Here is a 24,356-nt window from a genome sequence, read left to right on the forward strand (position 1 = left end):
GCGGGCTCCTCACGCCTGCCCCATGGACTCCGCCCACTCGGCGACCCGTGCGCTGCTCTGCTCCTCGGAGAGGTCCTCGACCCGGGTCATGACCGACCAGCGGACGCCGAACGGGTCGCGGATGCTGCCGTAGCGGTCGCCCGAGACGAACGTGCTGACGGGTTCGCGCACGGTGGCGCCGGCGGCGACGGCACGCGCCACCACGTCGTCGACGTCCGGGACGTAGAGGCCCAGCGAATAGCAGTCGTCGTCGCCCGCGGGCGGGACCACGAGGTGGAAGTCGGGGTTCACCTCGCCCAGCTGGAGCCGTCCGTCGCCGAGATCGATGGTCGCGTGCACGACGACGGGAGTCCCGTCCGGCCCGGGCATGTCGGTGCGGTCGACGAGGGCGGCCCCGAAGGTGCGGGTGTAGAAGTCGAGCGCCGCGGCCGCGTCGACCACCGCGATGAACGGGGTCAGGGACGTGAACCCCCGGGGCGTCCCGTCGGTGGTATGTGCTCCGGTGACCCCACGGAGGTTCTGCTCTGTGCTCATGCTCCGAGCCTAGGCAGCCGGTGCCGGCCGGTCTTGAAGATTCCCGCCACCCTCGGGTGATTACGCTCGTGCCATGAGCGAGCCGCCCACCACGCGGGGCCACCTCACCCCGGGACCGCACGCCACGGTCGTGCGCCTGCCCGCGCCCGACGACGTCGCCCACCTCGTCCGGCAGCTGTGGATCCCCGAGTGGGACCTGCCGGCGGGGGAGCGGGCCGAGCAGCTGGTGCTGGGCTATCCGGCGAGCAACGTGGTGGTCGAACCGGACGGGGTGGCGCTGCACGGGCCCACGAGCCGTGCGTCCACCCGGGTGCTCACGGGCCGGGGCTGGGCGGTCGGCGCGCTGCTGCGCCCGGCGGGGGTCCTGCTGTTCACGGAGCACCCGGCGGACCTGCTCGACGGGTCCGCGCCCGTCAGTGCGCCCGGGCTGCGCTCCGCCGTCGCGGAGGCCATGACGGGGCCCGATGCGGCCGGGCGGTGGGCACGTCCGGCGGATCCGTCCGGCGGAGCGGAGCCCGTCAGCGCGCCCGGGCTGCGCTCTGCCGCCGCGGGGGCTGTGGCGGGTGCCGAGCCGGCCGGACGGCATCTGCGGGCGGCGTCCCTGCTCGCGGACCACGTCCGGGCGCTGGCGGCGGAGGTGCCCCCGTCCGCGGCGCGGGACGGTGCCCTGGCCAATCGCATGGTCGACCTCCTCGAGGCGGGGACCGTCGCGCGGAGCCCGGCCGGCCTGGCTCGGCAGCTGCACGTGTCCGAGCGCTCGCTGCAGCGGCTCGCGGCCCGTTTCGTGGGGATGCCGCCCCAGCTGCTGCTCCGTCGTCGTCGGCTCCAGGAGGCGGCCGAGCGGATGCGCGCGGACCCGGCCGCGGACCTCGGGGCGCTCGCCGTGGAGCTGGGCTTCGCGGACCAGTCCCACCTCACCCGGGAGTTCCGGTCGGTGCTGGGCGCCACTCCGCGCGGCTACGGCCGCGCCCGGTCCGGCCGGGAGGGCGGATGAGGAGTCCGGGGACCCGGGGCGTGGGTCAGGCGACCGTGCCGGGGTGGCCGTTCTTCGCCACCACGCGCTCGCCGGCGCGCTGCCAGGCCGTCATGCCGCCGCGGAGGCTGGCCACCTCGTAGCCGGCCGCGGCCAGCCGGCGGGCGGCGTTCGCCGAGCGGGCGCCGGATCGGCAGACCGTCACGACCGGCCGGTCCTTGGACAGCTCGCGCTGCCGGGTGCCGAGGGCGTCCAGGGGGATGTGCCGGGCGGCCGGGGCGTGACCCGCGCGGTACTCCTGGGCGGTGCGGACGTCGACGAGCACGGCCCCGCCGTCCAGGAGCTCCCGGGCGCGTGCCACGTCCACGGTCTCGTAGGTGCTGCCGAAGAGTCGGCCGAGAAAGCCCATGGCTCAGTTCTCCTTCGCGGTGGTCGAGAGGTTCGTGCCGCACCGGGCGGGACACGTAGGCCCACTATACCCCAGGGGGTATAGCTCCCACCAGCTGTGAGGAACGAGACAGCCGGAGCGCAAATAACTCCGGGGGATCTCCCGTTGACACGGAAAGAACCAGTTCCCTGATGAAAGGCCTCCCCGTGCCGCACTCCACCCTGTCCACCCCCGTCACCCTCGGCTCCCTCGAGCTGCCGAACCGCCTGGTCATGGCGCCGCTCACCCGGATGCGCTCCGGTCGGGACGGCGTCCCCGGCGAGCTCAACGTGGAGCACTACACTCAGCGCGCCTCGATGGGCCTCATCGTCACCGAGGGCACGTACCCCGACGTGGTGGGGCAGGGCTTCGCCTACCAGCCCGGCATCGAGACGCCCGAGCAGGTCGAGGGCTGGCGCCGGGTGGCCGAGAGCGTGCACGCCGCCGACGGCCGCCTGTTCATGCAGGTCATGCACGCCGGGCGCGTCACGCACCCGGACATCAACGGCGGCTCGCAGCCGGTGGCCCCGAGTGCTCTCGCGATCGAGGGGAAGACGCACACCTACCAGGGCAAGGCCGACTACCCCGTGCCGCACGCGCTGACCGCCGAGGAACTGCCGGGCGTGGTGGAGTCCTTCGTCCGGGCCTCTCGCAACGCGATCGAGGCGGGCCTGGACGGTGTGGAGATCCACGGCGCGAACGGCTACCTGCTGCACGAGTTCCTCGCGCCGGGCGCCAACCAGCGCTCCGACGAGTACGGCGGCTCCCCCGAGAACCGCGCCCGCTTCGTGGTCGAGCTGGTCCGGGCCGTGGCCGAGGCCGTCGGTGCGGAGAAGGTCGGTCTGCGGATCTCGCCCGAGCACAACATCCAGGACGCCTGGGAGACGGACCACGAGGACGTCCGGGCCACGTACGCCGCTCTCGTCGACGGCATCGGGGACCTCGGCCTCGCCTACCTCTCCGTGCTGCACAAGGAGCCGGCGGGGGAGTTCGTCCAGGGGCTGCGCACCCGCTTCGGCGGCGCCTTCCTGGCCAACAGCGGCTTCAGCGACGTCCCGACCACCCGCGAGGAGAGCGTGCAGCTGATCGAGGAGGGCGTGGCGGACGGCGTCGTCGTCGGGCGCCCGGCGATCGCGAACCCGGACCTGGCGCGGCGCTGGGCGGAGGGTCTGCCGGAGAACGTGCCGGACCCGCGGACCTTCTACACGCAGAGCGCCGAGGGCTACACGGACTACCCGTTCGCGCAGGCCTGAGCCACTCCCCGCGTCCCGCCCGGCCCTGCCGGGCGGGACGCGGGGACCCTCGAAAGGTGCTCCGGGTCACGGCTTAGTGTGTCGGATCCGGCTGGGACCATGAACCATGGCCGCGACCGCCGTTCCGCCGCGAAGCCTGGAGGACGTCCTCCGGGAGGAGACGGACCTGGCCGAGATCGGCGAGGAGTTCTCCGCCGGCGTGCGGGCCCTGGTCGAGGAGTCCCGCGCGGAGGCCCGGGCCGCGGGGCGCCAGTACCGGCTGCTCCACCGGCTCTGGCAGCTGCAGGAGGAGGCCCGGGAGCAGCGCTGGATGGTGGAGGCGCTCTGGATGCGCCCCGAGGCGGACCGGCTGGGCCCGCACTCCCTCGAGCCCGCTGAGCAGACGGTGCGGGACGTGGCCGATGAGATCGGTCCGGCCCTCCGGCTCCCCGTGGGCGCCGCGCTGCGCCGTGTCGAGGACGCCGTGCTGCTCGCGGAGTCCCTGCCCGAGGTCCTCGAGGCGCTCGAGCAGGGCCAGGTGGGCTTCCGGCAGGCAGGAGTGCTCGTCGAGCTGTGGCGCGAGCTGGTGTGGGACGCCGCCGGTCTCCCGCCGGAGCAGCGGGCGCCGGTCCAGGCCGTCCAGCGGATCGTCGACGAGCTGCTCCTCCGGGCCCCTGGCAGCACCGTAGCCCAGCTGCGCGCCCTCGCCCGCCGACGCCGCGCAGGTCTGCTGCGGGAGACCGAGGAGCAACGCCACCGGCTGGCGCTGCGGGACCGGCGCGTGTGGGTCGAACCCCGGGAGGACGGCATGGCGCAGCTGTGCGCCCTCCTGGACGCGGCCACCGCGCACGCCATCCAGGACCGCCTCGACACGCTGGTCGACCGGGCGGTCACCGCGGTCCCGCCCGAGGTCCTCCCCGCGCAGGTCCTGGCCACGGCATTGCCCCCGTCGTCCGCCGCGGGCGCCCCGGACAGCGGACCGTCGGATCCCACCGTCGGGGCTCCGGAGCGCCGCACGGTGCCCCAGCTGCGCGCCGACGTGCTGGTGGACCTCCTGCTCGACGGCGAGCCCGCCGACCTGCCCGACCGTCTTCGCGGCATCCGCGGGCACATCACGGTCACCGTGCCCGCTCTCGCGCTCCTCGAGAACGCCGGGACGCTGCCCCCCGGTTCCATCGAGGGCCTGCCGCGCACTCCCCGCTGTGCGGAGCTGGAGGGCTACGGGCCCATCCCGGTCGGTCTCGCGGAGCGGATCGCGGCACGCGCGCCCTCCTGGTCACGGATCCTCACCCATCCCGTCACGGGGACCGTCCTGGACCGGGACCGCAGCACCTATGCCGTGCCCGCCGATCTCAAGCACCGGCTGCGAGCCAGGGACGGCACGTGCCGCTTCCCGGGCTGTCGACGCCGGGCGTCGCGGTGCGACCTCGACCACACCGTCGCCTGGGCGGACGGCGGCCGGACCTCGGCGGACAACCTCGCACACCTGTGCCGGCACCACCACCTGCTCAAGCACCGGGACGGTCCGCTGGGCCGGTGGCGGGTGGAGCACGTGGCCCCCGAGCGCCCGGCCCCTGAACTGCACGACCACGGGGTGCTGGAGTGGACCTCGCCTGCAGGGCAGGTCCACCGGACCTATCCGCAGGAGCACCACCATCCGGTCCCGGAGCGCGCACCGTACTTCCTCGCGGTCCCCGCTCCGCCCTGTGCCCCGCGCGCCGCTCCTCGGCCTGGTCCGGCCGACGACCCGCCGCCGTTCTGACATCCTGGAGGCGGGGCCCGGCCCCTGGACCCTAGAACTCGGTGAGACGGAGGAGCTGCCCGTGACCACCCCGTCGCCCAGCGAGGTGCGCTCGGTGCTGCTCGACCTGGTCCGCCGCCGCGGGTCCGGGAAGACCGTGTGTCCTTCCGAGGCCGCCCGCGCTCTGGCCGCCGAGGGCTGGCGGGACCTGATGGAGGACGTGCGTCAGGAGGCGTACCGGATGGCCGACGCCGGGCTCGTGGACATCACCCAGCAGGGCCGCGTGGTCGACGGCCGGACAGCCCGCGGGCCGATCCGCGTCCGACTCCGCTGAGCAGGGCGCGCGCCCGGGTAGCGTGGGGGTCATGACGTTCCCACCCATCAGCGCCCTCCTCGGGTCCGCCGCCCGGGCGCCGTTCGTCCTGCTCAAGCAGTTCCGGCCCCAGCGGCCCATCCACTCGGAGGGCGTCGGGCTCGAGGGCGTCCTGATCCGTACGGGCGGCGGTACCAGTGGCATCCACTGGATCGACGAAGCCGGGGAGGATCCCGTGCGGGCCCGTTTCTCCCGCTCGATCGGCTTCCCACAGGGGTGGCCGGACATCCTGGGCCTCGCCCTGCGCTGCCCCGTCCCGCCCTCCGGGCAGATGGAGGGCCGCAGCGACGGCCGGGCCGACATCCTCCTCGCGACCGCCGGCGAGGGGCGGTTCTCCCGCTTCGTCCCGACCTTCCACCGGCACGTGCCGGACAGCGCATTCGCCTCCTTCATGTCCTACCGGGCTCTCGGCGGCCCGGTGCTGGTCGCCGCCCACCCCGAGCCGCGCACAGAGCGCCTGCCGGCTCGCCCCGACCTCTTCCGGGCGTCGGTCGCCGCCGAGCCCTGGGTCCTCGGACTGTACTGGGCCACACCGCTCGGGCCGTGGCAGCGCTTCGGGACGGTCGAGCTCGGTCCCGGCGCGCCGTTCGGGGACGACGAACGGTTCGACCCCCTGCTCAACGTCCCCACGGGCGCCGAGAACTACGGGTGGACCTACCGGCTGCGGGAACCGTCCTACACCCTGGCCCGCGCCCCGCGGAGGCCGCTGGGCCGGGCGTAGAATCGGCCCATGGCACTGAGACTGAGCCCGGCGCCCACCACCGCGACCGTCCGGCGTCACGCCGTGGTGGAGTCGCCCATCGGCCCGCTGGCTCTCGTGGAGGAGGCGGGGGCGCTCGTGGCTCTCTCCGTCGAGGGTGCACGCCAGGGACCGGTCCCCACCTCCTTCGGGGCGCGCGACGACAGCCTCCTCCCGCACATCCGCGAGCAGCTCGGCGAGTACTTCGCGGGACGGCTGCAGGAGTTCGACGCCGACGTCGTCCTCCACGGGACGCCGTTCCAGGTGCGCGTGTGGAACGCCCTCGCGCAGATCCCGTACGGCACGACCGGCACCTACGGGCAGGTGGCCCGCGCCGTCGGGGCACCCCGGGCCGCTCAGGCGGTCGGGGCGGCCAACGGCCGCAACCCCGTCAGCCTGCTGGTCCCGTGCCACCGGATCATCGGCGCCAACGGGCGGCTGACCGGCTACGCCGGCGGCATGGAACGCAAGGAGTACCTGCTGCGCCTCGAGGGCGCGCTGCTCTGAACCCGCACCGCTGACGCGCCACCAGGAGGACCCATGACCCGCCTCGACGACCTCGCCACCGCTAATCTCACCAGGGCGCGTGCCTCCGGCGCCGGGCGCAGCGCGGAGCTCGTGGTCCACGACGGCGTGCTGCGGCAGACGATGATGGCGCTGTGCGCCGGCAAGGAGCTCGCCGAGCACGTCTCCCCGCCCGCCGCCACCCTCCAGCTACTGCGCGGCCGGGTCCGGGTGCTCAAGCGCGGCCAGCTCGCCGAGGAGCTCACGGCAGGGGAGCTGCTGTCCCTCACCGACTCCCGCCACTCGGTGGAGGCGCTGGAGGACTCGGTGTTCCTGCTGACCACCGTCTCCCGGCCGTCGGACGGCTACGACCCCCGGGTGGCGTGACCCGCGGGCTCCGGCTCAGAACGCGTAGCGGACGTCGCAGTACGGCAGCTTCTCGTGGAGCAGGTCCAGGAACTGCTCCAGGTACCGCTGCTTGTCCCGGAACCGGTACCGCACGTTGAGGGCCCCGTTCTGGGAGCGCTTGGTCTCCTGGAGATCCGGGCGCCACAGCACCTCCTCGGCCTTGGGGTGCCACTGCGTGTTGACCTCGTGGAGCTGGGCGTTGTGGGTCAGGAAGATGACCTCCGAGGCCAGCTGGTCCTTGGCCGCCGCGCTGAGACCGTCGTCGAGCTGCTCGAAGAGCTCGGCCCAGTCCTCCAGCCACGTGTCCGTGACGATCACCGGCGAGAAGTTCACGTGCACCTCGTAGCCGGCCGCCACGAAGTCGTCGATGGCGGCGATCCGCTCCGGCACCGGCGTGGTCCGGATGTCCGTGAGCTTGGCCAGGTGCGCCGGCATCAGCGAGAACCGCACCCGGGTCCGTCCCTGCGGGTCCCAGTCCAGCAGCTCCCGGTTGACGTACTTCGTGGCGAAGGACGCCTTGGCCGTGGGGTGGCGGCGGAACAGGTCCACGAGGTCCTGCACGTTGTCGCTGAGCAGGGCGTCCACCGAGCAGTCGCTGTTCTCCCCGAGGTCGTAGACCCACGCGTCGGGGTCGCACTGGTTGGGCTCCGGCTTGGTGCCCTGCCGGCCGATGTGCCGGTCCAGGTAGCCGGTGATCTGCTCGATGTTGGCGAAGACCGTCACCGGGTTGCTGTAGCCCTTCCGGCGCGGGACGTAGCAGTAGGCGCACGCCATGGCGCACCCGTTGGCCGTGGACGGCGCGATGAAGTCCGCCGACCGGCCGTTGGGCCGCGCCGCCAGCGACTTCTTGACCCCCAGCACCAGGGCCTCGCGCTTGATCCGCACCCACCGCCGCGCGTTGGTCTCGTCCCCGTGCAGCTCCGGGATCTGCCAGTGGCTCGGGACCTCCACCAGGGTGGCGTCCGGCCACCGTTCGAGGACCTGCCGCCCCCGGGGCAGCTCGGCGGCGGCCGGTTCGTAGTAGATGCGGGTGATGTCGACCATGGACGGTTCCGGGGGCATGCGGACGAGTCTAGGAACCGCCACCGACAGCGGGCTCGCGGAGTCCTCCCCGGGAATGGACAGTGGACTTCACACCTGATGGCCGACAGGATGGCACCAAAGTGCGACCGCAACGACCACTCCGGCAGCAGCGACCACGAGGGAGTTCCTCCATGAGATCCGTATGGCTCGACACGTACGAGGTGCCGTCCACCGCGACGGACCGGTTCGTCCCCGGCGCGCACTACGACACGGTGGTCGCAGGTGCCGGGCTGACCGGGCTGACCACCGCGGTGCTGCTGGCGCGTGCGGGCCAGCGGGTCGCCGTGCTCGAGGCGCGTTCCGTCGGGGCCGTCACCACGGGCAACACCACGGCGAAGCTGTCCCTGCTGCAGGGCACCACGCTTTCCCAGATCCACCGGCACCAGTCGGACGAGGTGCTGCGTGCCTACGCGGACGGGAACCGCGAGGGGATGGACTGGCTGGTCCGGTTCCTCGAGGAGCGCGGGGTCCCGTTCCAGCGCCGCGACGCCTACACCTACGCCACGACCTCGAAGGGCGCCTCCGCGCTGCGCAAGGAGCTCGAGGCCGCCCGCATCGCCGGGCTGCACATGAACTGGACCCGGGACACCGGCCTCCCCTACAAGGTCTCCGGGGCCATCACGATGCCGGACCAGGTCCAGTTCCACCCGATGGAGGTGCTCGGCGCCCTCGTCGCCGAGCTGAAGGAGCACGGCGGCACGCTCGTGGAGGGGGTCCGGATCACCGGGGCCGGTGTCCGCTCACCCCTCTCGGTGCAGACCTCGCACGGCCCGGTGCGGGCCGACCGGCTCGTGCTCGCCACGGGCACCCCGGTCCTGGACCGCGGCGGGTACTTCGCGAAGCTCTCCCCGAACCGCTCCTACGCCCTGACCTACCGGGTCCCCGGGGCGCCGGGGTCCGTCCCGGAGGGCATGTACATCACCGCGGACAGCCCCACCCGCACGCTGCGCACCGTGCCGGTCGGCGGGGAGGAGCTGCTCCTGGTGGGCGGCAACGACCACGTGGTGGGACGGTCCGCCTCCCCGCAGGCGGCCGTGGACGACCTCGAGTCCTGGACGCAGCGCTGGTTCCCGGGGGCCGAGCGCACGCACGTGTGGGCGGCCCAGGACTACGAGTCGGTCAACCTCATCCCCTTCATCGGCACCCTGCCCCGCGGCGGCGGCAACATCTATCTCGCCACCGGCTACAACAAGTGGGGGATGAGCAACGCCGTCGCCGCCGCGATCGCGCTGAACGCCGAGATCCTCGGCGGCAGCGTGCCGTGGGCCGAGACGCTGGGCCGGCGCATGACCTCGCCGTCGGACATCCTCACCGCCCTGCGCGTCAACGCGGGGGTGGGCCTCAACGCGCCCAAGGACTGGCTCAGGGCCGAGCTCAAGGAGCTGCCGGCCGGGACGCCCGCGGAGGGGCAGGGTGTCGTCGGACGCGAGCACGGCCGCCCCGTGGGCGTGTCCACCGTCGACGGCACCACCTGCAAGGTCTCCGGCGTCTGCACGCACCTCGGCGGCGTGCTGCGCTGGAACGACGCCGAGCGCTCGTGGGACTGCCCCCTGCACGGCTCCCGCTTCGCCGCCGACGGCTCCCTGCTCGAGGGCCCTGCCGTGAAGGACCTGCCTCGGGCCAGGCGCTGAGCCCGGTCCCGGACACGGCGGCGGCCCCCACCCGCAGAAGGGTGGGGGCCGCCGCGGCGTCCGGGGACGCGCTGTCCCGGGGACCTACTTCTTGGAGGAGGTCTCCTCGAGCTTCAGCGCGACGCCGATCGCGAAGAAGGTCGGCGTCCACTCGCCCACGAACAGGCCCCAGCGGTCGGCCTGGGGCTTGGACTTGCTCTTGCCGAGGCTGGCCGCCCAGGAGAGGACGGACAGGCCGATGGAGGCGAAGCCCGCCGCGTAGGCGTGCTCGCTGCGGACACCAAGGTTCTGGATCGTGCTGATCATGGACGTACCTCTTTCCTGTGGTGGTCACCGTGAACGGTGAACTCCTCGAGCGGTGTCCGCCCAGTCTCACACGAAACGGAGCAATACGAAAGCAGGCTGACTATAAAGTTCGCCAGGTGCGTCGCCGGCCGATGTGGGCGGATGTGGGGTCGTCCGAACGGCCATTAACGGATGCAAAAAACTGTTTCCTCATGCAAACTGATCCATACCCGACCCGGTGGTGACCACCGCGGCGGGGTGGACGTCGAACCGGTCGGGGGGCCGGTGGCGTCATCGACCCGGAGCGAAGGAGCTTCCGGGCCGGGCCGATCATTCCTGGGGGGAAACATGTTGCCATCCGTCGTGGGTGCTCTGCTGAGCACCGTCGTCCTCGTCTACGTCCTGTCGAACGCCGCCTACACGCGGCACAAGCGGTTCATCGCCGGGGCCAGGTCGCTGCGCCAGGCCATCGTCGCCGTGTACGCGGTGCTGCTGGTGCTCAACCTGTGGTGCGCCACGATCATGCCCGTGACCCTGGTCTGCGACGCGATCGCGGTGGCCACCCTGGTCGCCACCGGGGTCTTCGGCTTCGTCATCGCCGAGCGGCGGATCCCCGCCACCACCGTGGTCGAGCGCCGGAAGGTGCTGGCCGTGGGGGCGCACCCGGACGACCTCGAGCTCGCCTGCGGGGCAACCCTGGCCAAGCTGGTCGACACCGGCCACGAGGTCCGCGGCCTGGTGATGAGCTCCGGCGAGGTCGGAGGCAACGCCGGGCTGCGACCGGCCGAGGCCCAGCGCGGCGCCTCGTTCCTGGGGCTGACGGGTCTGCGGGTGCACGAGTTCCCGGACACGAAGCTCGAGACGGTCACCAACGACATGGTCCGGGCCATCGAGGCCGCGATCCGGGAGTTCGAGCCGGACGTGATCTTCACCCACTCGGCCCACGACCAGCACCAGGACCACTACGCGGTGCACCAGGCCACTCTGCGCGCCGCCCGGGCCCACCACTCGATCCTGTGCTTCGAGTCCCCGTCGGTGACCCGCGACTTCGACCCGTCCGTGTTCGTGGACATCGACGGCTACGTCGACGTCAAGGTCGAGGCCGTGCTCTCCCACCGGGACCAGGCCGGCAAGCCCTACATGACCCCCGGGCGGGTGCGCGGGATGGCCGCCTTCCGCGGGGCGCAGGCGAAGAACACCAACGCGGAGGCCTTCGAGCCGGTCCGCCTGCTCGGCTCCGCGATCGGCGACCTCTAGCCCCCGGGGCGCCGGGCGGCCGGGCGCCCCGGGGCGTTCCCGCGGACGCCCGGCGCCCGGCCGCGGTCCGGCCGGTGCCGCCGCTCAGACGGGCCCGGAGCTGCCGGCCGGGTACTCGAGCAGCGGGACCCGGCCGTCCTCGAAGGCGGCCAGCACCTCGTCGACGATGCGCCACCCCTGCTCCGCCGCGTCCCCGCGGACGCCGAAGGTGTGGTCGCCCTCGAGGACGCCCCGCAGCACGCTGCCGTAGGCGGTCAGGCCCGGCCTGGCCATCCCGGACGAGAGCGTCACCCGGGTCATGCCCCGGGAGTCGAAGGGCCCGCCCACGTTCAGCTCCAGGGTCAGCTGCTCCTCCTCGAGGCCCATGCGCAGGACGTCCGGCGCGACGTCCCCCGAGCGGGGCAGCTGCTCGTAGTCGTGCGGCGGGCGGCGGAACGTGATGGCGATCTCCTGGCGGGGGTTGCCGATCGCCTTGCCCGAGCGCAGGGTGACGGGCACGCCGTTCCAGCGCCACGTGTCGACCTCGAGGACCACCTGCGCGAACGTCTCCGTCCCGCGCTCCGGGTCCACTCCGTCCTCGGCCGCATAGTCGGGCAGCTCACGGCCGTCCACGCTGCCGGCGGTGTAGCGGCCCCGGGTCGCGGCGCCCGCCGCGTCGCCCTGCCAGAGCTTCGTGGCCCGCAGCACGTGGCTGGTCAGCGTGGGGATCTCCACCTGGTCGAAGGAGGAGGGCGGTTCCATCATGACGAGGGCCATGACCTGCAGCAGGTGGGACTGGATCATGTCCCGCAGCGCCCCCGTGGCCTCGTAGAAGCCCGCGCGGCCCTCCAGGCCCAGGGTCTCGTCGAAGACGATCTCCACGGACTCCACGTGCTCCCGGCTCATGAGCGGCTCCAGCAGCCGGTTGGCGAAGCGCAGCCCCACGAAGTTGAGCACCGCCGGCATGCCCAGGAAGTGGTCCACCCGGAAGGTCCGCTCCTCGGGGACGAGCCGGCCCACGAGCCGGTTCAGCTCCCGCGCGGTCCGCGTGTCGGAGCCGATCGGCTTCTCGAGGGCCAGCACCAGGTCCTCCGGCAGGTCCAGCCCGGCCATGACCTCGCACGCCTGCGCGGTCACCGCGGGAGGCAGGGCGAAGTACAGGCAGACGGGGCCCTCGACGTCGTCGAGCAGCCGTTCGAGGTCCCCGGCGTCGGTGACGTCGCCCGCCACGTAGCGGGCGGTCTCCCGGGTGTGCGCGGCGGCGGGCCCGCTCGCGCCGACGGAGTCGAAGGCCTCGGCCACGACCTGTGCCCAGTCCTCCGCGGGTTCCCGCGAGGAGCCGACCACGTCGATGCGCAGCTCCGGGGCCGAGCTCAGGAGCGTGCCCAGGCCCGGCAGGAGCAGGCGGGACGTGAGGTCGCCGGTGGCGCCGAAGATGATCAGGGTCCTGATGCTTGTCATGCCAGCACGGTACCCCGGGGTCCCAGGCGGACGCCTCGCGTGCCCCTGGCCTGCGCCGACCGGACGCCCGGCCGCGGCTGGTTGAATGGGCGGATGAACGACGACGCGAACCGGCCCCGGTCCACCCCTCTGGAGGACTACGCGCTCCTGTCCGACCTGCACACGGGGCCGCTCGTGTCCCGGGACGGCAGCGTCGACTGGCTGTGCTTCCCCCGCTTCGACTCCCCGTCGGTCTTCGCGGCCCTGCTGGGCACGCCCGAGGACGGACGCTGGAAGCTCTCCGCCGTCGACGGCGTGGTCACGTCGCGCCGCTACCTGCCCCGCACCTTCGTGCTGGAGACGACGTGGCGCACCCCCACCGGGACCGTCGTGGTGACCGACTTCCTGCCCCCGGCGGCCGCCGGCGACGACCACCCCGACCACGCCGACCTCGTGCGGCGGGTCGAGTGCGTCTCGGGGACGGTCGAGGTGGAGCACGACCTGAGGATCCGCTTCGACTACGGGCGCGCCGTGCCCTGGACGCGGCGGGTCGACATCGACGGCAACGGCACCTGCGGGCAGCTCTCCATCGCCGGCCCCGACGCCCTGCTCCTGACCGGGCCGATGCTGCACCCCGAGGACTTCCCCCGCGTCGAGCCGCTCGAGGACGCCGCCCCGGACGCGGCCCCAGCCGCCGCCCCGGAGCAGCCCGGGGACCTCGACGAGGACGAGGGCGCCGTGGCCGACCGGCTCGGCGGGCGCTTCGGGCTCTCGGCCGGGGAGTCCCTCGACTGGGTGCTGACCTGGCACGAGTCCCACCACGGACTGCCCACCCCCGTGGACCCCGCCGACGCCCTCGACCGCGCGGTGTCCTTCTGGACCGAGTGGTCCTCCCACGTGGGAACCCACAAGCGCCACGAGCAGGCCGTCCTGCGCTCGCTGCTCGTGCTGCGGGCCCTCACCCACCGCGGGACCGGCGGGATCGTCGCGGCCCCCACCACCTCCCTGCCCGAGGAGTTCGGGGGCAGCCGCAACTGGGACTACCGCTACACGTGGCTCCGGGACGCGGCACTGACCATCGAGGTGCTCGTCGCCCACGACTTCACCGACGGCGCGCTGCTCTGGCGCAACTGGCTGCTGCGGGCCGTGGCCGGGGATCCCGACCAGGTCCAGATCATGTACGGCCTGGCGGGGGAGCGCCGGCTGCCCGAGAGCGAGCTGGGCCACCTCGGCGGGTACGAGGGCTCGGCTCCGGTGCGGATCGGCAACGGCGCCGTGGGCCAGTTCCAGTCGGACGTCGTCGGGGAGGTCATGCTCGCGCTCGCCGCCCTCCGGGACGCCGGCGTGGAGGAGGACCGGTGGTCCTGGGGGCTGCAGAAGAACCTGCTGCGCTTCTGCGAGCGCAACTTCGACCGGGCCGGCCACGGGATCTGGGAGATGCGCGGGTCCGCCGCGTTCTTCGTGCACGGGCGCGCCATGATGTGGGCGGCCTTCGACCAGGGCGTGCGCGCCGTCGAGGAGCACGGGTTCTCCGGGCCGGTGGAGCGGTGGCGTGAGCTGCGGGACCGGCTGTGCGCCGAGATCCTGGAGCACGGCTTCGACACGGAGCTGAACACGTTCACGCAGACCTACGACAACACCGAGGTGGACGCCTCGCTGCTGCAGCTGCCGCACACGGGCTTCGTGGCCTACGACGACCCGCGGATGCTCGGCACCGTGGCCCGGATCGAGCGGGACCTGCGGGGGGCGCACGGGCTGGTGCACCGCTACCGGACCGCCTCCGGCCTGGACGGTCTGGAGGGCGACGAGTACCCCTTCCTCATCTGCACGTTCTGGCTCGTGGAGCAGTACGCGCGCAGCGGCCGGGTGGAGGACGCCGGTGAGCTCCTGGAGCAGCTCGCGGGCTACGCCAACGACCTCGGCCTCTACGCCGAGGAGTTCGACCCCGTCAGCGGGCGGCTCGCCGGGAACTTCCCCCAGGCGTTCAGCCACCTCGGGTTCATCCGCGCCGTCGACGCCGTGGTGCGGGCACGGGCCGGCGTGGACCTCACGGATCGGCTCCAGACGTAGGCGGGACGCGGCGAGGCACCGGCCGGACGCCGGCATGACGCCGGCAGGGTCTCCCCGCGGAGCACGGGCACGGAGCAGGACGCATCGACCAGGACGGACAGCATGAGCACCTTCGACCGGGCGGCCGATCTGCCGCACGACCTCACCGACGAGCTCCTCGACGGCCTCGGGGTGGAACGGGCCACCCCGCTGGGCGGCGGCGACACCGCGGCGGCCTTCCGCCTGGAGACGGCGCGGGGGCCCCTGTTCGCGAAGACCATGGCGGACCCGCCCGCCGGGATGATGGCGGCGGAGGTCGCGGGACTGCACGCCCTGCGGGAGCACGTGCCGGAGTTCCTCGGGGTGCCGGAGGTCGTGCGGTGGACGGACGACGGCATCGTCCTCGAGTGGATCGACGAGGCCCCGGGCCGGCGCCCGTCCGGGACCGAGGTGGAGTGCGGGCGCGGGCTCGCGGCGCTGCACCGGGTGCGGGGGAAGGCCTTCGGCGGGCTCGACCCGGAGCTGCCCGGGCGGATCGGGTCCTTCGCGGTGGACCTGTCCCCGACCCAGGACTGGGCGGCGTTCCTGCTCGACCGGCGGATCCGCCCGCTCCTGCGGGACGCGCTCGGGGCCGGCCGGATCGCCCCGCACGCCGCGGACCTGCTCGAGGAGCTCGCCCCGCGGGCCGAGGAGCTCGCGGGGCCGCCGGAGCCCCCCACCCTGGTGCACGGCGACCTGTGGGCCGGGAACCGGCTCGTGGACGTCCGGGGCCGGAACTGGCTGATCGACCCGTCGGCGCACTGGGGCCACCGCGAGGTCGACATCGCGATGATGCTGCTGTTCGGCGGCTTCGGCGAGGAGTGCCTGGCCGCCTACGACGCCGAGCACCCGCTCGCGCCCGGCTGGCAGGAGCGGGTGCCGTGGTACCAGCTGCCGCCGCTGCTGGTGCACGCCGTCCGGTTCGGCGGCGGCTACGGGGACGCGGCCGTGCGGGCGCTCCGGCAGCTGCGCGGCTGACCGGCCGCGCCGGGAAGCGGCGGCGGGAGCAGGGTCCTCAGCGCTGCTCGCCCACCGCCCGGTCGTCCACGGCCCGACCGGTCCGGCGCCGCTCGGCCCGGCGCCGCTCTGCCTCGTGCTGGTCGGCATCCTGTGCGCCGGTGCCGGCACCGGCACGGCGGCGGAGGTACGCCGTGGCCAGCACCACCAGGACCGCCGCCGCGGCCGCGCCCCAGGCCAGGAGCACGGACCGCGGCTCGTCCGTGGCCCGGCCGACCGCGATCCAGGACAGCCCCCACACGGAGGCGGCGGCCACGGCCCAGCGCCCGCCGACCCGCCGCTGGATGGCGGCGACCACCGCCGCGAGCACGAGCACGACGACGACGCCGATCCACTCGGCGCCCCGGCCCTCCTGCGACACGCCCGAGGACACGAGGGCGGCCGCCACGTTGGCCGCCGTCGCGACGGACACCCAGCCCAGGTACAGCCCGAAGGTGCCGTCGACCACGATCAGGTCGAGCGGGCCGCGCCGGCCGGGGACCTCGGTCAGGCGCACCACCAGCAGGCCCAGGACGAGGACCAGGGCGACGATGACCCCGACGCTGGCCCAGATCCAGCCCTGCTGGGTGACCAGCAGCCAGCCGGCGTTGAGGAGCATGGACGCCGCCGCGAGCCGGCCGGTGGCGCGGGCCCGGGGGTCCGTCGTCCGCGAGGGCAGCCACTGCCAGACGGTGTAGGCGAACAGCCCCAGGTAGATGACCGACCAGATCGAGAACGCCGTGCCGGCGGGGGCGAGCAGGGTGGCGTCCGCGGAGAGGCTGCCGCCGGACGACTCCTCGACCCGGGTGCCGAAGACGCCGATGCCGACGAGCGTGCCCAGCAGGCACGCGATCTCGCTGACGGTGACCAGGACCTGGCGGACGCGGTCCGCGCGGGTCGGCCGGAGGTCGGTGCGGCCGGTGCTGACAGGGGAGGCGGTCACGGCGGGGCCTTTCTCGAGTGGCGCGGTTCGGGAGTCGCGGGTCGGGACTCCCGGGGTGGCATGCAGGGGTCGGAGTGCACGGGTCGGAGTGCACGGGTCCTCGACCGCCACGGTAGGCCCTGGACCTGACCGCCACCAGGGGCGGGACGGGGCCCGGGGCATCCGCTCCCGGCCGGCGCCCGGGCCGTTCCCCTAGAGTGGCCGGATGGAACCCGAGCAGACGTCCCGGCCCGTCGTGGGCCTTCTCGGCGCCACCGGCATCACCGGGCGCGTGGCGCTGGCCCATCTCCTGGCGCGGGCGCCCGAGGCGGGGGTGGACGTCGTCGTCGGCGCCCGGGACCCCGAGCGCGTGCGAGCGCTGTGCGCCGACCGGGGCCTCCCCGTCCCCGAGGTCCTGCACGCCGACGTCGCCGAGCCCGGCTCGCTGCGCGCGTTCGTCCGGCGGGTCGACGTGCTGGTGAACCTCGCCGGGCCCTACACGCGGCTGGCGCCCCCGGTGCTCGCCGCGTGCGTGGCGGAGGGCACCCACTACCTGGACCTGACGGGCGAGTCGCAGCTCGCCCACCGCACCGACCGGGACCTGCACGAGGCCGCACGGGCCGCCGGGATCGCGATCGTGCACACCGCGGGCTTCGAGGCCCTGCCCGCCGACGTCCTCGTCGACGCCGCCCGCCGGCACGCCGCCGCGCGGGGCGAGACGCTGCGCTCCGCGGACCTCGTCACCTCCGTGCGCACGCCGCCGGGGACCGGGTTCTCGGACTCGGTCTCGGGCGGGACCGTGCAGAGCCTCGTCGAGGTGCTGCGGGACCCGGACCCCGCCCGCACCGGGGACGTCGCCGCCCGACTCCCGGACCCCGCGCCGGGCAGCGGGACCGCCGCGGACCCCGACGCCGTCCGCGCCTCCAGCCCGCTCCGGCTGCGCGCCCGGACCGCCCGCGGCCGGGTGCTCGCGGCCATGAGCCCGCTCGCGGCGATCAATCCCCCGGTGGTGCACCGCACCCAGGCCCTCAGCCCCGTCCCGGGGGCCGCCGCGCACCCCCTGGCCTTCCGCGAGGCCATGGACGTCGGCCGCGCGGGCGGGCTCCGCGGGGCCGGGCGCTGCGCCGCGGCCGCGGCGGTGGCCGTCTTCCAGGCGCTCGCCGGCCTCGCCGCCGGCCTGCCGCACCCGGTGCGCGCGCGGCTCGCCGACGTCCTGGCGGGGGTCCTGCCCCAGGTCGGGACGGGCCCGGCCGGCGACGTGCTCACCGGCTGGTCCTGGACCACCCGCGGCGTGTTCACCACCCACGAGGGCAGCAGCTTCCCCGCGGTGCTGGAGGCGCAGGGCAACCCCGGCTACGGCACCACCCCGTGGCTGACCACGGAGCTCGCCCTGCGCATGGCGGTGCGCGGCGTCCCCGCCGCCGCCCTCGGCTCGAGCACGCCCGCCCTGGCCCTGGACGGCGACCTCGACGCCCTGCTGCCGGCCCGGGTGCGCATCACGGTCGGCTGAGCACCGCGAACCGGACACCGCGGACGGCATGCACCGGCCCCCGTCCCTCGCGAGGGACGGGGGCCGGTGGCACGACCGCCGCGGGCGGGACTACGGCTTGAGCACCACCTTGATGCAGCCGTCCTCCTTCTTCTGGAACTTCTCGTACATCTCCGGCGCCTGCGACAGCGGCACCTGGTGGGTCGCCAGGTCGAGGACGCCCAGCGGGTCCGAGGGGTCGTCCACGAGCGGCAGGAGCTCGTCGATCCAGAACTTCACGTTGCACTGGCCCATGCGCATCTGGACCTGCTTGTCGAACAGCGTGAGCATCGGCATGGGGTCCTTCATGCCGCCGTACACGCCGCTGATCGAGATCGTGCCGCCGCGCCGGACGGCGTCGATGGCGGTGTACAGCGCGTCGAGCTTGTCCACCCCGACGGTCTCCATCGCCTTGCGGCCCAGCGGGGACGGCAGCAGTCCCACCGCCGCGTGGGCCACTCCGGCCACGTGGGAGCCGTGCGCCTCCATCCCGACCGCGTCCACCACGGAGTCCGGGCCGCGGCCGTCCGTGAGGTCCTTCAGCCGCTCCGCCACGTCGCCCGCGGAGTCCAGCGTCTCGATGCCGTGGCGCTCGGCCATGGCCCGGCGCTCGGCGACCGGGTCCACCGCGAGCACCCGGTAGCCCAGGTGCCGGCCGATCCGGGCGGACATCTGGCCGATCGGGCCCAGCCCGAGCACGGCCAGGGAGCCGCCCTCCGGGGGAGCGGCGTACTTCACGGCCTGCCACGCGGTGGGCACCACGTCGGACAGGTAGAGGTAGCGCTCGTCCTCACCGGTGTCGGGGACCTTGATGGGCCCGTAGTCGGCGTGCGGCACCCGCAGGTACTCGGCCTGACCGCCCGGCACGGAGCCGTAGAGCCGCGAGTAGCCGAGGAACGCCGCGCCGCTGTTGTACTCCCGGACCTGGGTGGTCTCGCACTGCGACTGCAGCCCCTGGTTGCACATGAAGCAGTGCCCGCAGGAGACGTTGAACGGGATGACCACGCGGTCCCCGGCCTTGATGTGGGTGACGGCCGGCCCGACCTCCTCGACGATGCCCATCGGCTCGTGGCCGATGATGTCGCCCTTGTCCATGAACGGGCCCAGCACCTCGTACAGGTGCAGGTCGGACCCGCAGATCCCGCTCGAGGTGATCCGCACGATCGCGTCCGTGGGCTCCTGGATCCGCGGATCCGGGACCTCCTCGACGCTCACCGAGCGCTTTCCCTGCCATGTCAGAGCCTTCATCGGTCCTCCTTCTCAGAACCGCCCCTCCGGTGCGGAAGGACAGCATGCTGATCTGTTCGGTCCGCCCCAGCCTACTCGGTGGTGTCCGGACCCGCATAGTGCGGGGTGTCCGCCGCGGTCCCGGCAGCGGTCTCGCCCCGGAGGAAGTACGCCCCCACCGAACCGGCCAGGGTCGCGAAGACGGCCACCGAGTACAGCGCCAGCACCACCTCCAGCACGCGGGGGAAGCCGCCCTGCGCCCCGAGCTCCCGGCCCGTGACGGTGGACATCGCCGCGTCGGACAGCGCCGGTCCGTATCCCGCGTAGTGGCCGAGGACGTACAGCAGCTGGCTCGAGACCAGCACGACGACGCCGGTGACCGCCGCGAGCCACCCGATCCTGCTGGACAGCAGCCTCCCCGCGGAGCGGGAGCCGCGCACCCCGGCCGAGAGCACGCTCCCCGCCCGCGTCAGCCGGGTGAGCCGGAGCAGCCGGGCGGCCTGCAGCGCGCGGACGAAGCGCAGGAAGGGCAGGAGCAGGAACAGCACCTGCCACCAGTTGCGCTTCCAGAACCGCACGGAGAACCCGGCGACGTAGGCCCGGAGCAGGAACTCGCCGACGAACACGGCCCAGAAGAGCCAGCCGACCACGTTGAGGAGGGCCACGAGCCCCGGGTCCTCGGCGAGCAGCTGCCCGAGCACCACGAACAGGAACAGGACGCCCAGCACGCCCATCGGCCGGTCGAGCCGGCGCGCGAGCCCCTCCGCGAGGCCGAGCTGCTCGGCCTCGTCGACCGGCCGCCGGTGCTCGTGCCGGGCGCCGCCGTTCCTCGCCACTGCTGTCCTCTCGGTCGCGCCGGTCTGCTCCTGGGCCCACGGTAGGGCACGGGCGCGGCGGACCCTGCCCGGGGCGCGGGCCCTCGCCCGTCCGAGCAGGAGGGTGCGGAGGGTCAGCCGGTTCGCGTCACGGTCGCGTCGACGAGGATGAGCTCCTCGCCGCGGCCGACGTAGAGCTGCGCCGTCTCCTCGTCGGCGACCGCCTGCAGCGCCTCGTAGTCGTCGACCGTGAAGACGTCCCGCTCCTCGACCGTGCCGGTGGCCTCGATCTCGTCGCCCACGGACAGCCCCTCCGGCAGCTGGTCGGCGAGCACGAGAGTGTCCTCCGCGCCGATGGCGATCACCTGGTGGGCCAGGACCTCCTGCACCTCGCCGGTGAGCGTCATGGCCTCGCCCACGAGCTCCTCGGTGGGCACGCCCGACTGGTCGGCGCGGGTCAGCTCGGTCTCTTCGGCGCAGCCGGCGGCGGTGCCGGCCAGGAGGAGCGCGGCCGCCGCGGAGGCTGCGGTCCGGGGGAAGCGGTGCATGGTGGTCTCCTCGTCGTCGTCTTCGTGCTGTGCTCGGTGCCGTTCTCGCAGGCCGGGGACGACCGTACGCGGGAGGGTCGCCCCGCGGCCACCCCCGGGGGCCCTCCCGCAGGGTTCTCGCCGCGGATCGTGACCCGGCCGTGACCTGAGGATCCCCTCCCGGTCCCGGGAAGCCGGGCGGTGGCACCCGGTGCGGCACGTTGCACTTGGTGCAATGTTGCACGGAGTGCATGGTTGCACGTAGTGTCAGCACTCGTGACGAACCTGCCCGCAGAGCCCGCCCGGCACCGCCCCCCGGAGGACCGGCGGGAGGCCGTGAAGTACCACAACCGCCGCGCCATCATCGACGCCGCCGCGGCCCTGGCCGCGGAGCGCGGCCTGGGGCGCTTCACCGTCAACGACCTCGCCGATCGGGCCGGGGTCTCGCGGCGCACCATCTTCAACCACTTCGCCTCCGCGGACGACGCCGTCTACGCGCGCTTCACCGAGCTGCTCGGCGTGTTCGTCGACAACTTCGCGCGCGTCGTGGAGGCCACCCCGCCGCCCGCGAACCCCAGCCCCGGCGCCGTCCTCGAGCAGCTGGCGGACGTCATCGAGCGGACCGAGCTCGTCCCCGCCATGTGCCACATCGCCCACCTGATGGGCGCGAGCGAGGACAGCCCCATCACCGCGATGTGGGCGCACGAGGTGTTCCAGACCCTCACCGCCCGGCTGGCCTCCGAGATCACCGACCGGGTCCCCGGCGCGCCCTCCTTCACCGTGGACCTGCTCGCGAGCCTGCTGCTCCACGCCCTGGCGGTGTCCTTCGAGCGGTGGGCCGAGGAGACCGGCGCGGTGGACACCCCGGACAGCCGCGAGACCTGGCGCCGGCTGCTGCGCACCGCCGTGGACCGCCTGCGCCACGGCTTCGCGGACTGACCCGACCGGCAGAGCACGACCCCAGAGCACGATCCACTGAACACGACCGACAGAGAAGAGACATGGCACATCTGCTGTACCGACTCGGGCGCTTCGCCGCCCGCCGCGCCTGGGCCGTGGTGGCGGCCTGGGCGGTGGTCCTGCTCCTCGCCGGCGGCGCCTTCGCCGCCTTCGGCGGGCAGCTGACCAACGCGATCACCGTTCCCGGCACCGAGACCCAGCGGCTGGCCGACCGCCTGCAGAGCGAGCTGCCCGACGCCGGCCACGGCACTGGCCGGATCGTGTTCCAGACCGAGGACGGGGACCCGTTCGACGCCGGCCAGCGCGAGCAGATCGGTGCGGCGCTCGCCGCCGCGGAGGCGTCCCCGGGCGTCGACGGCGTCCTGGACCCGTTCGCCGCCCAGGAGGAGCGCGAGGCGCAGGAGCAGCAGCTCGCGGACGGGCGCGAACAGGCCGCCGACGGCCGCGCGCAGCTCGACGCCGCCGAGGACACGCTCGACGAGAACCAGGAGAGGCTCGACGCCGCGCGGGAGCAGGCCGAGCGGGCCGATGCACCCGGCCGGGTCCTCGACGAGCTCGACGACCGCCAGGAGGCCCTCGACGACGGCCGCGCGGAGCTCGAGCGCAACCGGGAGCAGCTCGCGGACGGTCTGCCCGAGCTCGACCGCGGCGAGCGGATGATGGCCCTGGCCGCGGAGACCCGCACGGTCTCCGCGGACGGGACCACCGCGATGGCCGTGGTGACCTTCACCGCCGAGCAGCAGGCGGTCACCGCCGAGGAGAAGGAGTCACTCCAGGCCGCCGTGGACGGCACGGAGATCGAGGGCGTGCAGGTCGACTACTCCCTGGAGATCGCCCAGGACATCTCCCAGCTCGTCGGCCCCGCCGAGGTGATCGGCGTGGTCATCGCCGGGATCGTGCTGCTCGTCATGCTCGGCACCCTCGTGGCCGCCGGCCTGCCCATCCTGATGGCGCTCACCGGCGTGTCCGTCGGCGCCCTCGGCGTACTGTCCTTCTCCGGGGTGCTGGACATGATGTCGGTGACCCCGATGCTGGGCGTCATGCTCGGACTGGCCGTGGGCATCGACTACTCGCTGTTCATCCTCAACCGGCACCGCCAGCAGCTGCTGGCCGGCACGGAGCTGCACGAGTCCATCGGCCTGGCCACCGGGACCTCCGGCAACGCGGTGGTCTTCGCCGGTCTGACGGTCATCATCGCCCTGGCCGCGCTCAACGTCACCGGCATCCCGTTCCTGGGCGTCATGGGCACCGCGGCGGCGGTCTGCGTGGCCGTGGCCGTGGTGATCGCCGTGACCCTCACCCCGGCGCTGCTGTCCCTGGTGGGGGAGCGGCTGCTCTCCGCCCGCGCCCGGACCCGCGCGGCCCGGAGGCCCGCCCACCTCGGGGAGCCCCGCCCCGGGGTGGCCACCCGCCACCCGGTGCTGACCCTGGTGGCCGGCGTGCTCGCGCTCGTCGTCGTCGCACTCCCCGCGGCCTCGATGCGCCTGGGCCTGCCGGACGCCTCCTCCGAGCCCGAGGACTCCACCCAGTACCGCACCTACCAGGTCCTCGACGAGAAGTTCGGCGCCGGCGCCAACGGCCCGCTGCTCGTGGTCGCCGACCTGCCGGAGGGCACGGACGAGTCCGGGGCCGCCGATCTGCAGCTCGCCGTGGGCGAGGAGCTCATGGCGGAGGACGACGTCGTCTCGGTGGTCCCGGCGGGGCTGTCGGAGGACCGCCGGACCGCCGCGTTCCAGGTCGTGCCCGTGGACGGCCCGGCCGCCGAGTCCACCGAGCGGCTCGTCAACGACCTGCGCGCCCTGTCCCCCGCCCTGGAGGACGAGCTCGGGGTGAGCATCGGCGTCACCGGCCAGACCGGCGGCAACATCGACGTCTCCCAGCTGCTGGCCGACGCGCTGCCGCTGTACCTCACCGTGGTGATCGGGCTGTCCCTGGTGCTGCTGGTGCTCGTCTTCCGCTCGATCCTCGTGCCGGTCGTGGCGACCGCCGGGTTCATGCTCTCCCTCTTCGCCGCGTTCGGCGCGGTGGTGGCGATCTACCAGTGGGGCTGGCTGGGCGGTCTGCTCGGCGTGCACGCGCCGGGCCCGGTCCTGAGCTTCCTGCCCACCATCCTCGTGGGCGTGCTGTTCGGCCTGGCCATGGACTACCAGCTGTTCCTCGTCTCCGGGATGCGGGAGGCGTTCGTGCACGGCCGCTCGGCGCGGGCCGCCGTGCAGGAGGGGCTCCAGGCCGGCCGGGCCGTGGTCACCGCCGCGGCGATCATCATGATCTCGGTGTTCGCCGGCTTCATGTTCTCCCACATGGCGATGATCCGGCCCCTGGGCTTCGGCCTCGCCTTCGGCGTGCTCGTCGACGCCTTCGTGGTGCGCATGACGCTGATCCCCGCGGTCATGCACCTGCTCGGCGACCGGGCCTGGTGGCTGCCCCGCTGGCTCGACCGGATCCTGCCGAACGTGGACGTGGAGGGCGACTCCCTGCGCCGCGACCGCACCCCCGCCCCCGAGGACCCGGCCGCCGCGGCCGGCCCGAGCGGCTGGGGCGACGCGGCGCCGGGCCCGGACGCCGAGCGCGAGCTGGTCGGCGCCGGCCGGCGCGACTGACGCGGATCCGGGACCGCCCGGCGGCAGCGGCGCGCCCCTCCCCCCGCAGCGGGGGGAGGGGCGCGCCGTCGTCGGGAGTCCGGTCCC

At 74.0% G+C, this 24,356-nt stretch carries 23 protein-coding genes; 14 read left to right on the forward strand and 9 right to left on the reverse strand.

The features are described 5' to 3' along the window. Window positions 1-9: 9 nt before the first annotated feature. Window positions 10-534, reverse strand: coding sequence for a VOC family protein (locus tag ACZ2G1_RS12425; RefSeq protein WP_470376884.1), 525 nt, complete (start codon window positions 532-534; stop codon window positions 10-12). 73 nt (window positions 535-607) lie between these two features. On the opposite strand from ACZ2G1_RS12425, the gene ACZ2G1_RS12430 reads away from it, so the two are divergent. Beyond that, a complete protein-coding gene (locus tag ACZ2G1_RS12430) occupies window positions 608-1,528 on the forward strand; it encodes a helix-turn-helix domain-containing protein (RefSeq protein ID WP_470376885.1) in 921 nt (306 codons plus the stop codon). A gap of 25 nt (window positions 1,529-1,553) precedes the next feature. On the opposite strand, the gene ACZ2G1_RS12435 is transcribed toward ACZ2G1_RS12430, so the two are convergent. Beyond that, window positions 1,554-1,916 (reverse strand): rhodanese-like domain-containing protein, encoded by a 363-nt coding sequence (locus ACZ2G1_RS12435; protein WP_470376886.1) that lies wholly within the window; start codon window positions 1,914-1,916, stop codon window positions 1,554-1,556. Between the two features lie 170 nt (window positions 1,917-2,086). Between ACZ2G1_RS12435 and ACZ2G1_RS12440 the strand changes: the two genes are divergently transcribed. The 6 genes from ACZ2G1_RS12440 (at window position 2,087) to ACZ2G1_RS12465 (ending at window position 6,910) form a co-directional block, all read left to right on the forward strand. Then, entirely contained in the window at window positions 2,087-3,187 is a 1,101-nt protein-coding gene (locus ACZ2G1_RS12440) for an alkene reductase (RefSeq protein ID WP_470376887.1), read from the forward strand. 106 nt (window positions 3,188-3,293) lie between these two features. Then, on the forward strand, window positions 3,294-4,928 hold the full coding sequence (locus ACZ2G1_RS12445; protein WP_470376888.1) for an HNH endonuclease signature motif containing protein: 1,635 nt from the start codon (window positions 3,294-3,296) through the stop codon (window positions 4,926-4,928). Between the two features lie 61 nt (window positions 4,929-4,989). Further along, window positions 4,990-5,241, forward strand: coding sequence for a DUF3253 domain-containing protein (locus tag ACZ2G1_RS12450; protein ID WP_017831771.1), 252 nt, complete (start codon window positions 4,990-4,992; stop codon window positions 5,239-5,241). Window positions 5,242-5,272: 31 nt separating this feature from the next. Continuing rightward, complete coding sequence (locus ACZ2G1_RS12455) at window positions 5,273-6,001, forward strand: hypothetical protein (protein WP_470376889.1); 729 nt, start codon at window positions 5,273-5,275, stop codon at window positions 5,999-6,001. A gap of 9 nt (window positions 6,002-6,010) precedes the next feature. After that, window positions 6,011-6,526, forward strand: a complete 516-nt coding sequence (locus tag ACZ2G1_RS12460; RefSeq protein ID WP_470376890.1) for a methylated-DNA--[protein]-cysteine S-methyltransferase — start codon at window positions 6,011-6,013, stop codon at window positions 6,524-6,526. 33 nt (window positions 6,527-6,559) lie between these two features. Then, window positions 6,560-6,910: a cupin domain-containing protein gene (locus ACZ2G1_RS12465; protein WP_035924242.1), complete on the forward strand. Its 351-nt coding sequence runs from the start codon at window positions 6,560-6,562 to the stop codon at window positions 6,908-6,910. A 15-nt stretch (window positions 6,911-6,925) separates the two neighbouring features. Here the strand turns inward: ACZ2G1_RS12465 and ACZ2G1_RS12470 are convergent, their stop codons facing one another. After that, window positions 6,926-7,993, reverse strand: a complete 1,068-nt coding sequence (locus ACZ2G1_RS12470) for a spore photoproduct lyase family protein (protein ID WP_031282142.1) — start codon at window positions 7,991-7,993, stop codon at window positions 6,926-6,928. A gap of 152 nt (window positions 7,994-8,145) precedes the next feature. Between ACZ2G1_RS12470 and ACZ2G1_RS12475 the strand changes: the two genes are divergently transcribed. Next, window positions 8,146-9,645, forward strand: coding sequence for an FAD-dependent oxidoreductase (locus ACZ2G1_RS12475; RefSeq protein ID WP_035924238.1), 1,500 nt, complete (start codon window positions 8,146-8,148; stop codon window positions 9,643-9,645). An 84-nt stretch (window positions 9,646-9,729) separates the two neighbouring features. Here the strand turns inward: ACZ2G1_RS12475 and ACZ2G1_RS12480 are convergent, their stop codons facing one another. Beyond that, window positions 9,730-9,951 carry a hypothetical protein gene (locus ACZ2G1_RS12480; protein WP_017831777.1) on the reverse strand — a complete coding sequence of 74 codons (222 nt, stop codon included), beginning with the start codon at window positions 9,949-9,951 and terminating at the stop codon, window positions 9,730-9,732. A 342-nt stretch (window positions 9,952-10,293) separates the two neighbouring features. Here ACZ2G1_RS12480 and ACZ2G1_RS12485 point away from each other — a divergent pair, with 342 nt between their 5' ends. Then, window positions 10,294-11,187, forward strand: a complete 894-nt coding sequence (locus ACZ2G1_RS12485; RefSeq protein ID WP_237740395.1) for a PIG-L deacetylase family protein — start codon at window positions 10,294-10,296, stop codon at window positions 11,185-11,187. Between the two features lie 84 nt (window positions 11,188-11,271). Here the strand turns inward: ACZ2G1_RS12485 and ACZ2G1_RS12490 are convergent, their stop codons facing one another. Continuing rightward, the gene (locus tag ACZ2G1_RS12490) at window positions 11,272-12,627 is read right to left on the reverse strand and encodes a glucose-6-phosphate dehydrogenase (protein WP_017831779.1); all 1,356 of its coding nucleotides are present in this window, start codon (window positions 12,625-12,627) and stop codon (window positions 11,272-11,274) included. Window positions 12,628-12,720: 93 nt separating this feature from the next. Between ACZ2G1_RS12490 and ACZ2G1_RS12495 the strand changes: the two genes are divergently transcribed. Then, complete coding sequence (locus ACZ2G1_RS12495; protein ID WP_017831780.1) at window positions 12,721-14,676, forward strand: glycoside hydrolase family 15 protein; 1,956 nt, start codon at window positions 12,721-12,723, stop codon at window positions 14,674-14,676. A 102-nt stretch (window positions 14,677-14,778) separates the two neighbouring features. Further along, a complete protein-coding gene (locus ACZ2G1_RS12500; RefSeq protein WP_035924234.1) occupies window positions 14,779-15,672 on the forward strand; it encodes a fructosamine kinase family protein in 894 nt (297 codons plus the stop codon). Window positions 15,673-15,709: 37 nt separating this feature from the next. On the opposite strand, the gene ACZ2G1_RS12505 is transcribed toward ACZ2G1_RS12500, so the two are convergent. After that, window positions 15,710-16,633 (reverse strand): tryptophan-rich sensory protein, encoded by a 924-nt coding sequence (locus ACZ2G1_RS12505; protein WP_426120237.1) that lies wholly within the window; start codon window positions 16,631-16,633, stop codon window positions 15,710-15,712. 205 nt (window positions 16,634-16,838) lie between these two features. On the opposite strand from ACZ2G1_RS12505, the gene ACZ2G1_RS12510 reads away from it, so the two are divergent. Beyond that, entirely contained in the window at window positions 16,839-18,122 is a 1,284-nt protein-coding gene (locus ACZ2G1_RS12510) for a saccharopine dehydrogenase NADP-binding domain-containing protein (RefSeq protein WP_272026380.1), read from the forward strand. A 90-nt stretch (window positions 18,123-18,212) separates the two neighbouring features. Here ACZ2G1_RS12510 and ACZ2G1_RS12515 read toward each other — a convergent pair whose 3' ends face one another. The 3 genes from ACZ2G1_RS12515 to ACZ2G1_RS12525 all read right to left on the reverse strand — a co-directional run bounded on the left by ACZ2G1_RS12515 (window position 18,213) and on the right by ACZ2G1_RS12525 (window position 20,730). Continuing rightward, window positions 18,213-19,388 carry a zinc-dependent alcohol dehydrogenase gene (locus ACZ2G1_RS12515; RefSeq protein ID WP_272026379.1) on the reverse strand — a complete coding sequence of 392 codons (1,176 nt, stop codon included), beginning with the start codon at window positions 19,386-19,388 and terminating at the stop codon, window positions 18,213-18,215. 71 nt (window positions 19,389-19,459) lie between these two features. After that, window positions 19,460-20,203: a hypothetical protein gene (locus ACZ2G1_RS12520; protein ID WP_336650122.1), complete on the reverse strand. Its 744-nt coding sequence runs from the start codon at window positions 20,201-20,203 to the stop codon at window positions 19,460-19,462. Window positions 20,204-20,316: 113 nt separating this feature from the next. After that, the gene (locus ACZ2G1_RS12525; RefSeq protein ID WP_336650123.1) at window positions 20,317-20,730 is read right to left on the reverse strand and encodes a hypothetical protein; all 414 of its coding nucleotides are present in this window, start codon (window positions 20,728-20,730) and stop codon (window positions 20,317-20,319) included. A 255-nt stretch (window positions 20,731-20,985) separates the two neighbouring features. On the opposite strand from ACZ2G1_RS12525, the gene ACZ2G1_RS12530 reads away from it, so the two are divergent. Further along, window positions 20,986-21,648, forward strand: coding sequence for a TetR/AcrR family transcriptional regulator (locus ACZ2G1_RS12530; RefSeq protein WP_470376891.1), 663 nt, complete (start codon window positions 20,986-20,988; stop codon window positions 21,646-21,648). Window positions 21,649-21,710: 62 nt separating this feature from the next. Further along, window positions 21,711-24,269 carry an MMPL family transporter gene (locus tag ACZ2G1_RS12535; protein ID WP_470376892.1) on the forward strand — a complete coding sequence of 853 codons (2,559 nt, stop codon included), beginning with the start codon at window positions 21,711-21,713 and terminating at the stop codon, window positions 24,267-24,269. Window positions 24,270-24,356 lie beyond the last annotated feature (87 nt).

The organism is Kocuria sp. KKT182, assembly GCF_055635395.1.

Excerpts from the sequence above, each read along its gene's own strand:
- ACZ2G1_RS12425 (WP_470376884.1), bottom strand. The coding sequence starts at position 534 with ATGAGCACAGAGCAGAACCTCCGTGGGGTCACCGGAGCACATACCACC.
- ACZ2G1_RS12430 (WP_470376885.1), top strand. The coding sequence starts at position 608 with ATGAGCGAGCCGCCCACCACGCGGGGCCACCTCACCCCGGGACCGCAC.
- ACZ2G1_RS12435 (WP_470376886.1), bottom strand. The coding sequence starts at position 1,916 with ATGGGCTTTCTCGGCCGACTCTTCGGCAGCACCTACGAGACCGTGGAC.
- ACZ2G1_RS12440 (WP_470376887.1), top strand. The coding sequence starts at position 2,087 with ATGAAAGGCCTCCCCGTGCCGCACTCCACCCTGTCCACCCCCGTCACC.
- ACZ2G1_RS12445 (WP_470376888.1), top strand. The coding sequence starts at position 3,294 with ATGGCCGCGACCGCCGTTCCGCCGCGAAGCCTGGAGGACGTCCTCCGG.
- ACZ2G1_RS12455 (WP_470376889.1), top strand. The coding sequence starts at position 5,273 with ATGACGTTCCCACCCATCAGCGCCCTCCTCGGGTCCGCCGCCCGGGCG.
- ACZ2G1_RS12460 (WP_470376890.1), top strand. The coding sequence starts at position 6,011 with ATGGCACTGAGACTGAGCCCGGCGCCCACCACCGCGACCGTCCGGCGT.
- ACZ2G1_RS12465 (WP_035924242.1), top strand. The coding sequence starts at position 6,560 with ATGACCCGCCTCGACGACCTCGCCACCGCTAATCTCACCAGGGCGCGT.
- ACZ2G1_RS12470 (WP_031282142.1), bottom strand. The coding sequence starts at position 7,993 with ATGCCCCCGGAACCGTCCATGGTCGACATCACCCGCATCTACTACGAA.
- ACZ2G1_RS12475 (WP_035924238.1), top strand. The coding sequence starts at position 8,146 with ATGAGATCCGTATGGCTCGACACGTACGAGGTGCCGTCCACCGCGACG.
- ACZ2G1_RS12480 (WP_017831777.1), bottom strand. The coding sequence starts at position 9,951 with ATGATCAGCACGATCCAGAACCTTGGTGTCCGCAGCGAGCACGCCTAC.
- ACZ2G1_RS12490 (WP_017831779.1), bottom strand. The coding sequence starts at position 12,627 with ATGACAAGCATCAGGACCCTGATCATCTTCGGCGCCACCGGCGACCTC.
- ACZ2G1_RS12495 (WP_017831780.1), top strand. The coding sequence starts at position 12,721 with ATGAACGACGACGCGAACCGGCCCCGGTCCACCCCTCTGGAGGACTAC.
- ACZ2G1_RS12500 (WP_035924234.1), top strand. The coding sequence starts at position 14,779 with ATGAGCACCTTCGACCGGGCGGCCGATCTGCCGCACGACCTCACCGAC.
- ACZ2G1_RS12510 (WP_272026380.1), top strand. The coding sequence starts at position 16,839 with ATGGAACCCGAGCAGACGTCCCGGCCCGTCGTGGGCCTTCTCGGCGCC.
- ACZ2G1_RS12515 (WP_272026379.1), bottom strand. The coding sequence starts at position 19,388 with ATGAAGGCTCTGACATGGCAGGGAAAGCGCTCGGTGAGCGTCGAGGAG.
- ACZ2G1_RS12525 (WP_336650123.1), bottom strand. The coding sequence starts at position 20,730 with ATGCACCGCTTCCCCCGGACCGCAGCCTCCGCGGCGGCCGCGCTCCTC.
- ACZ2G1_RS12535 (WP_470376892.1), top strand. The coding sequence starts at position 21,711 with ATGGCACATCTGCTGTACCGACTCGGGCGCTTCGCCGCCCGCCGCGCC.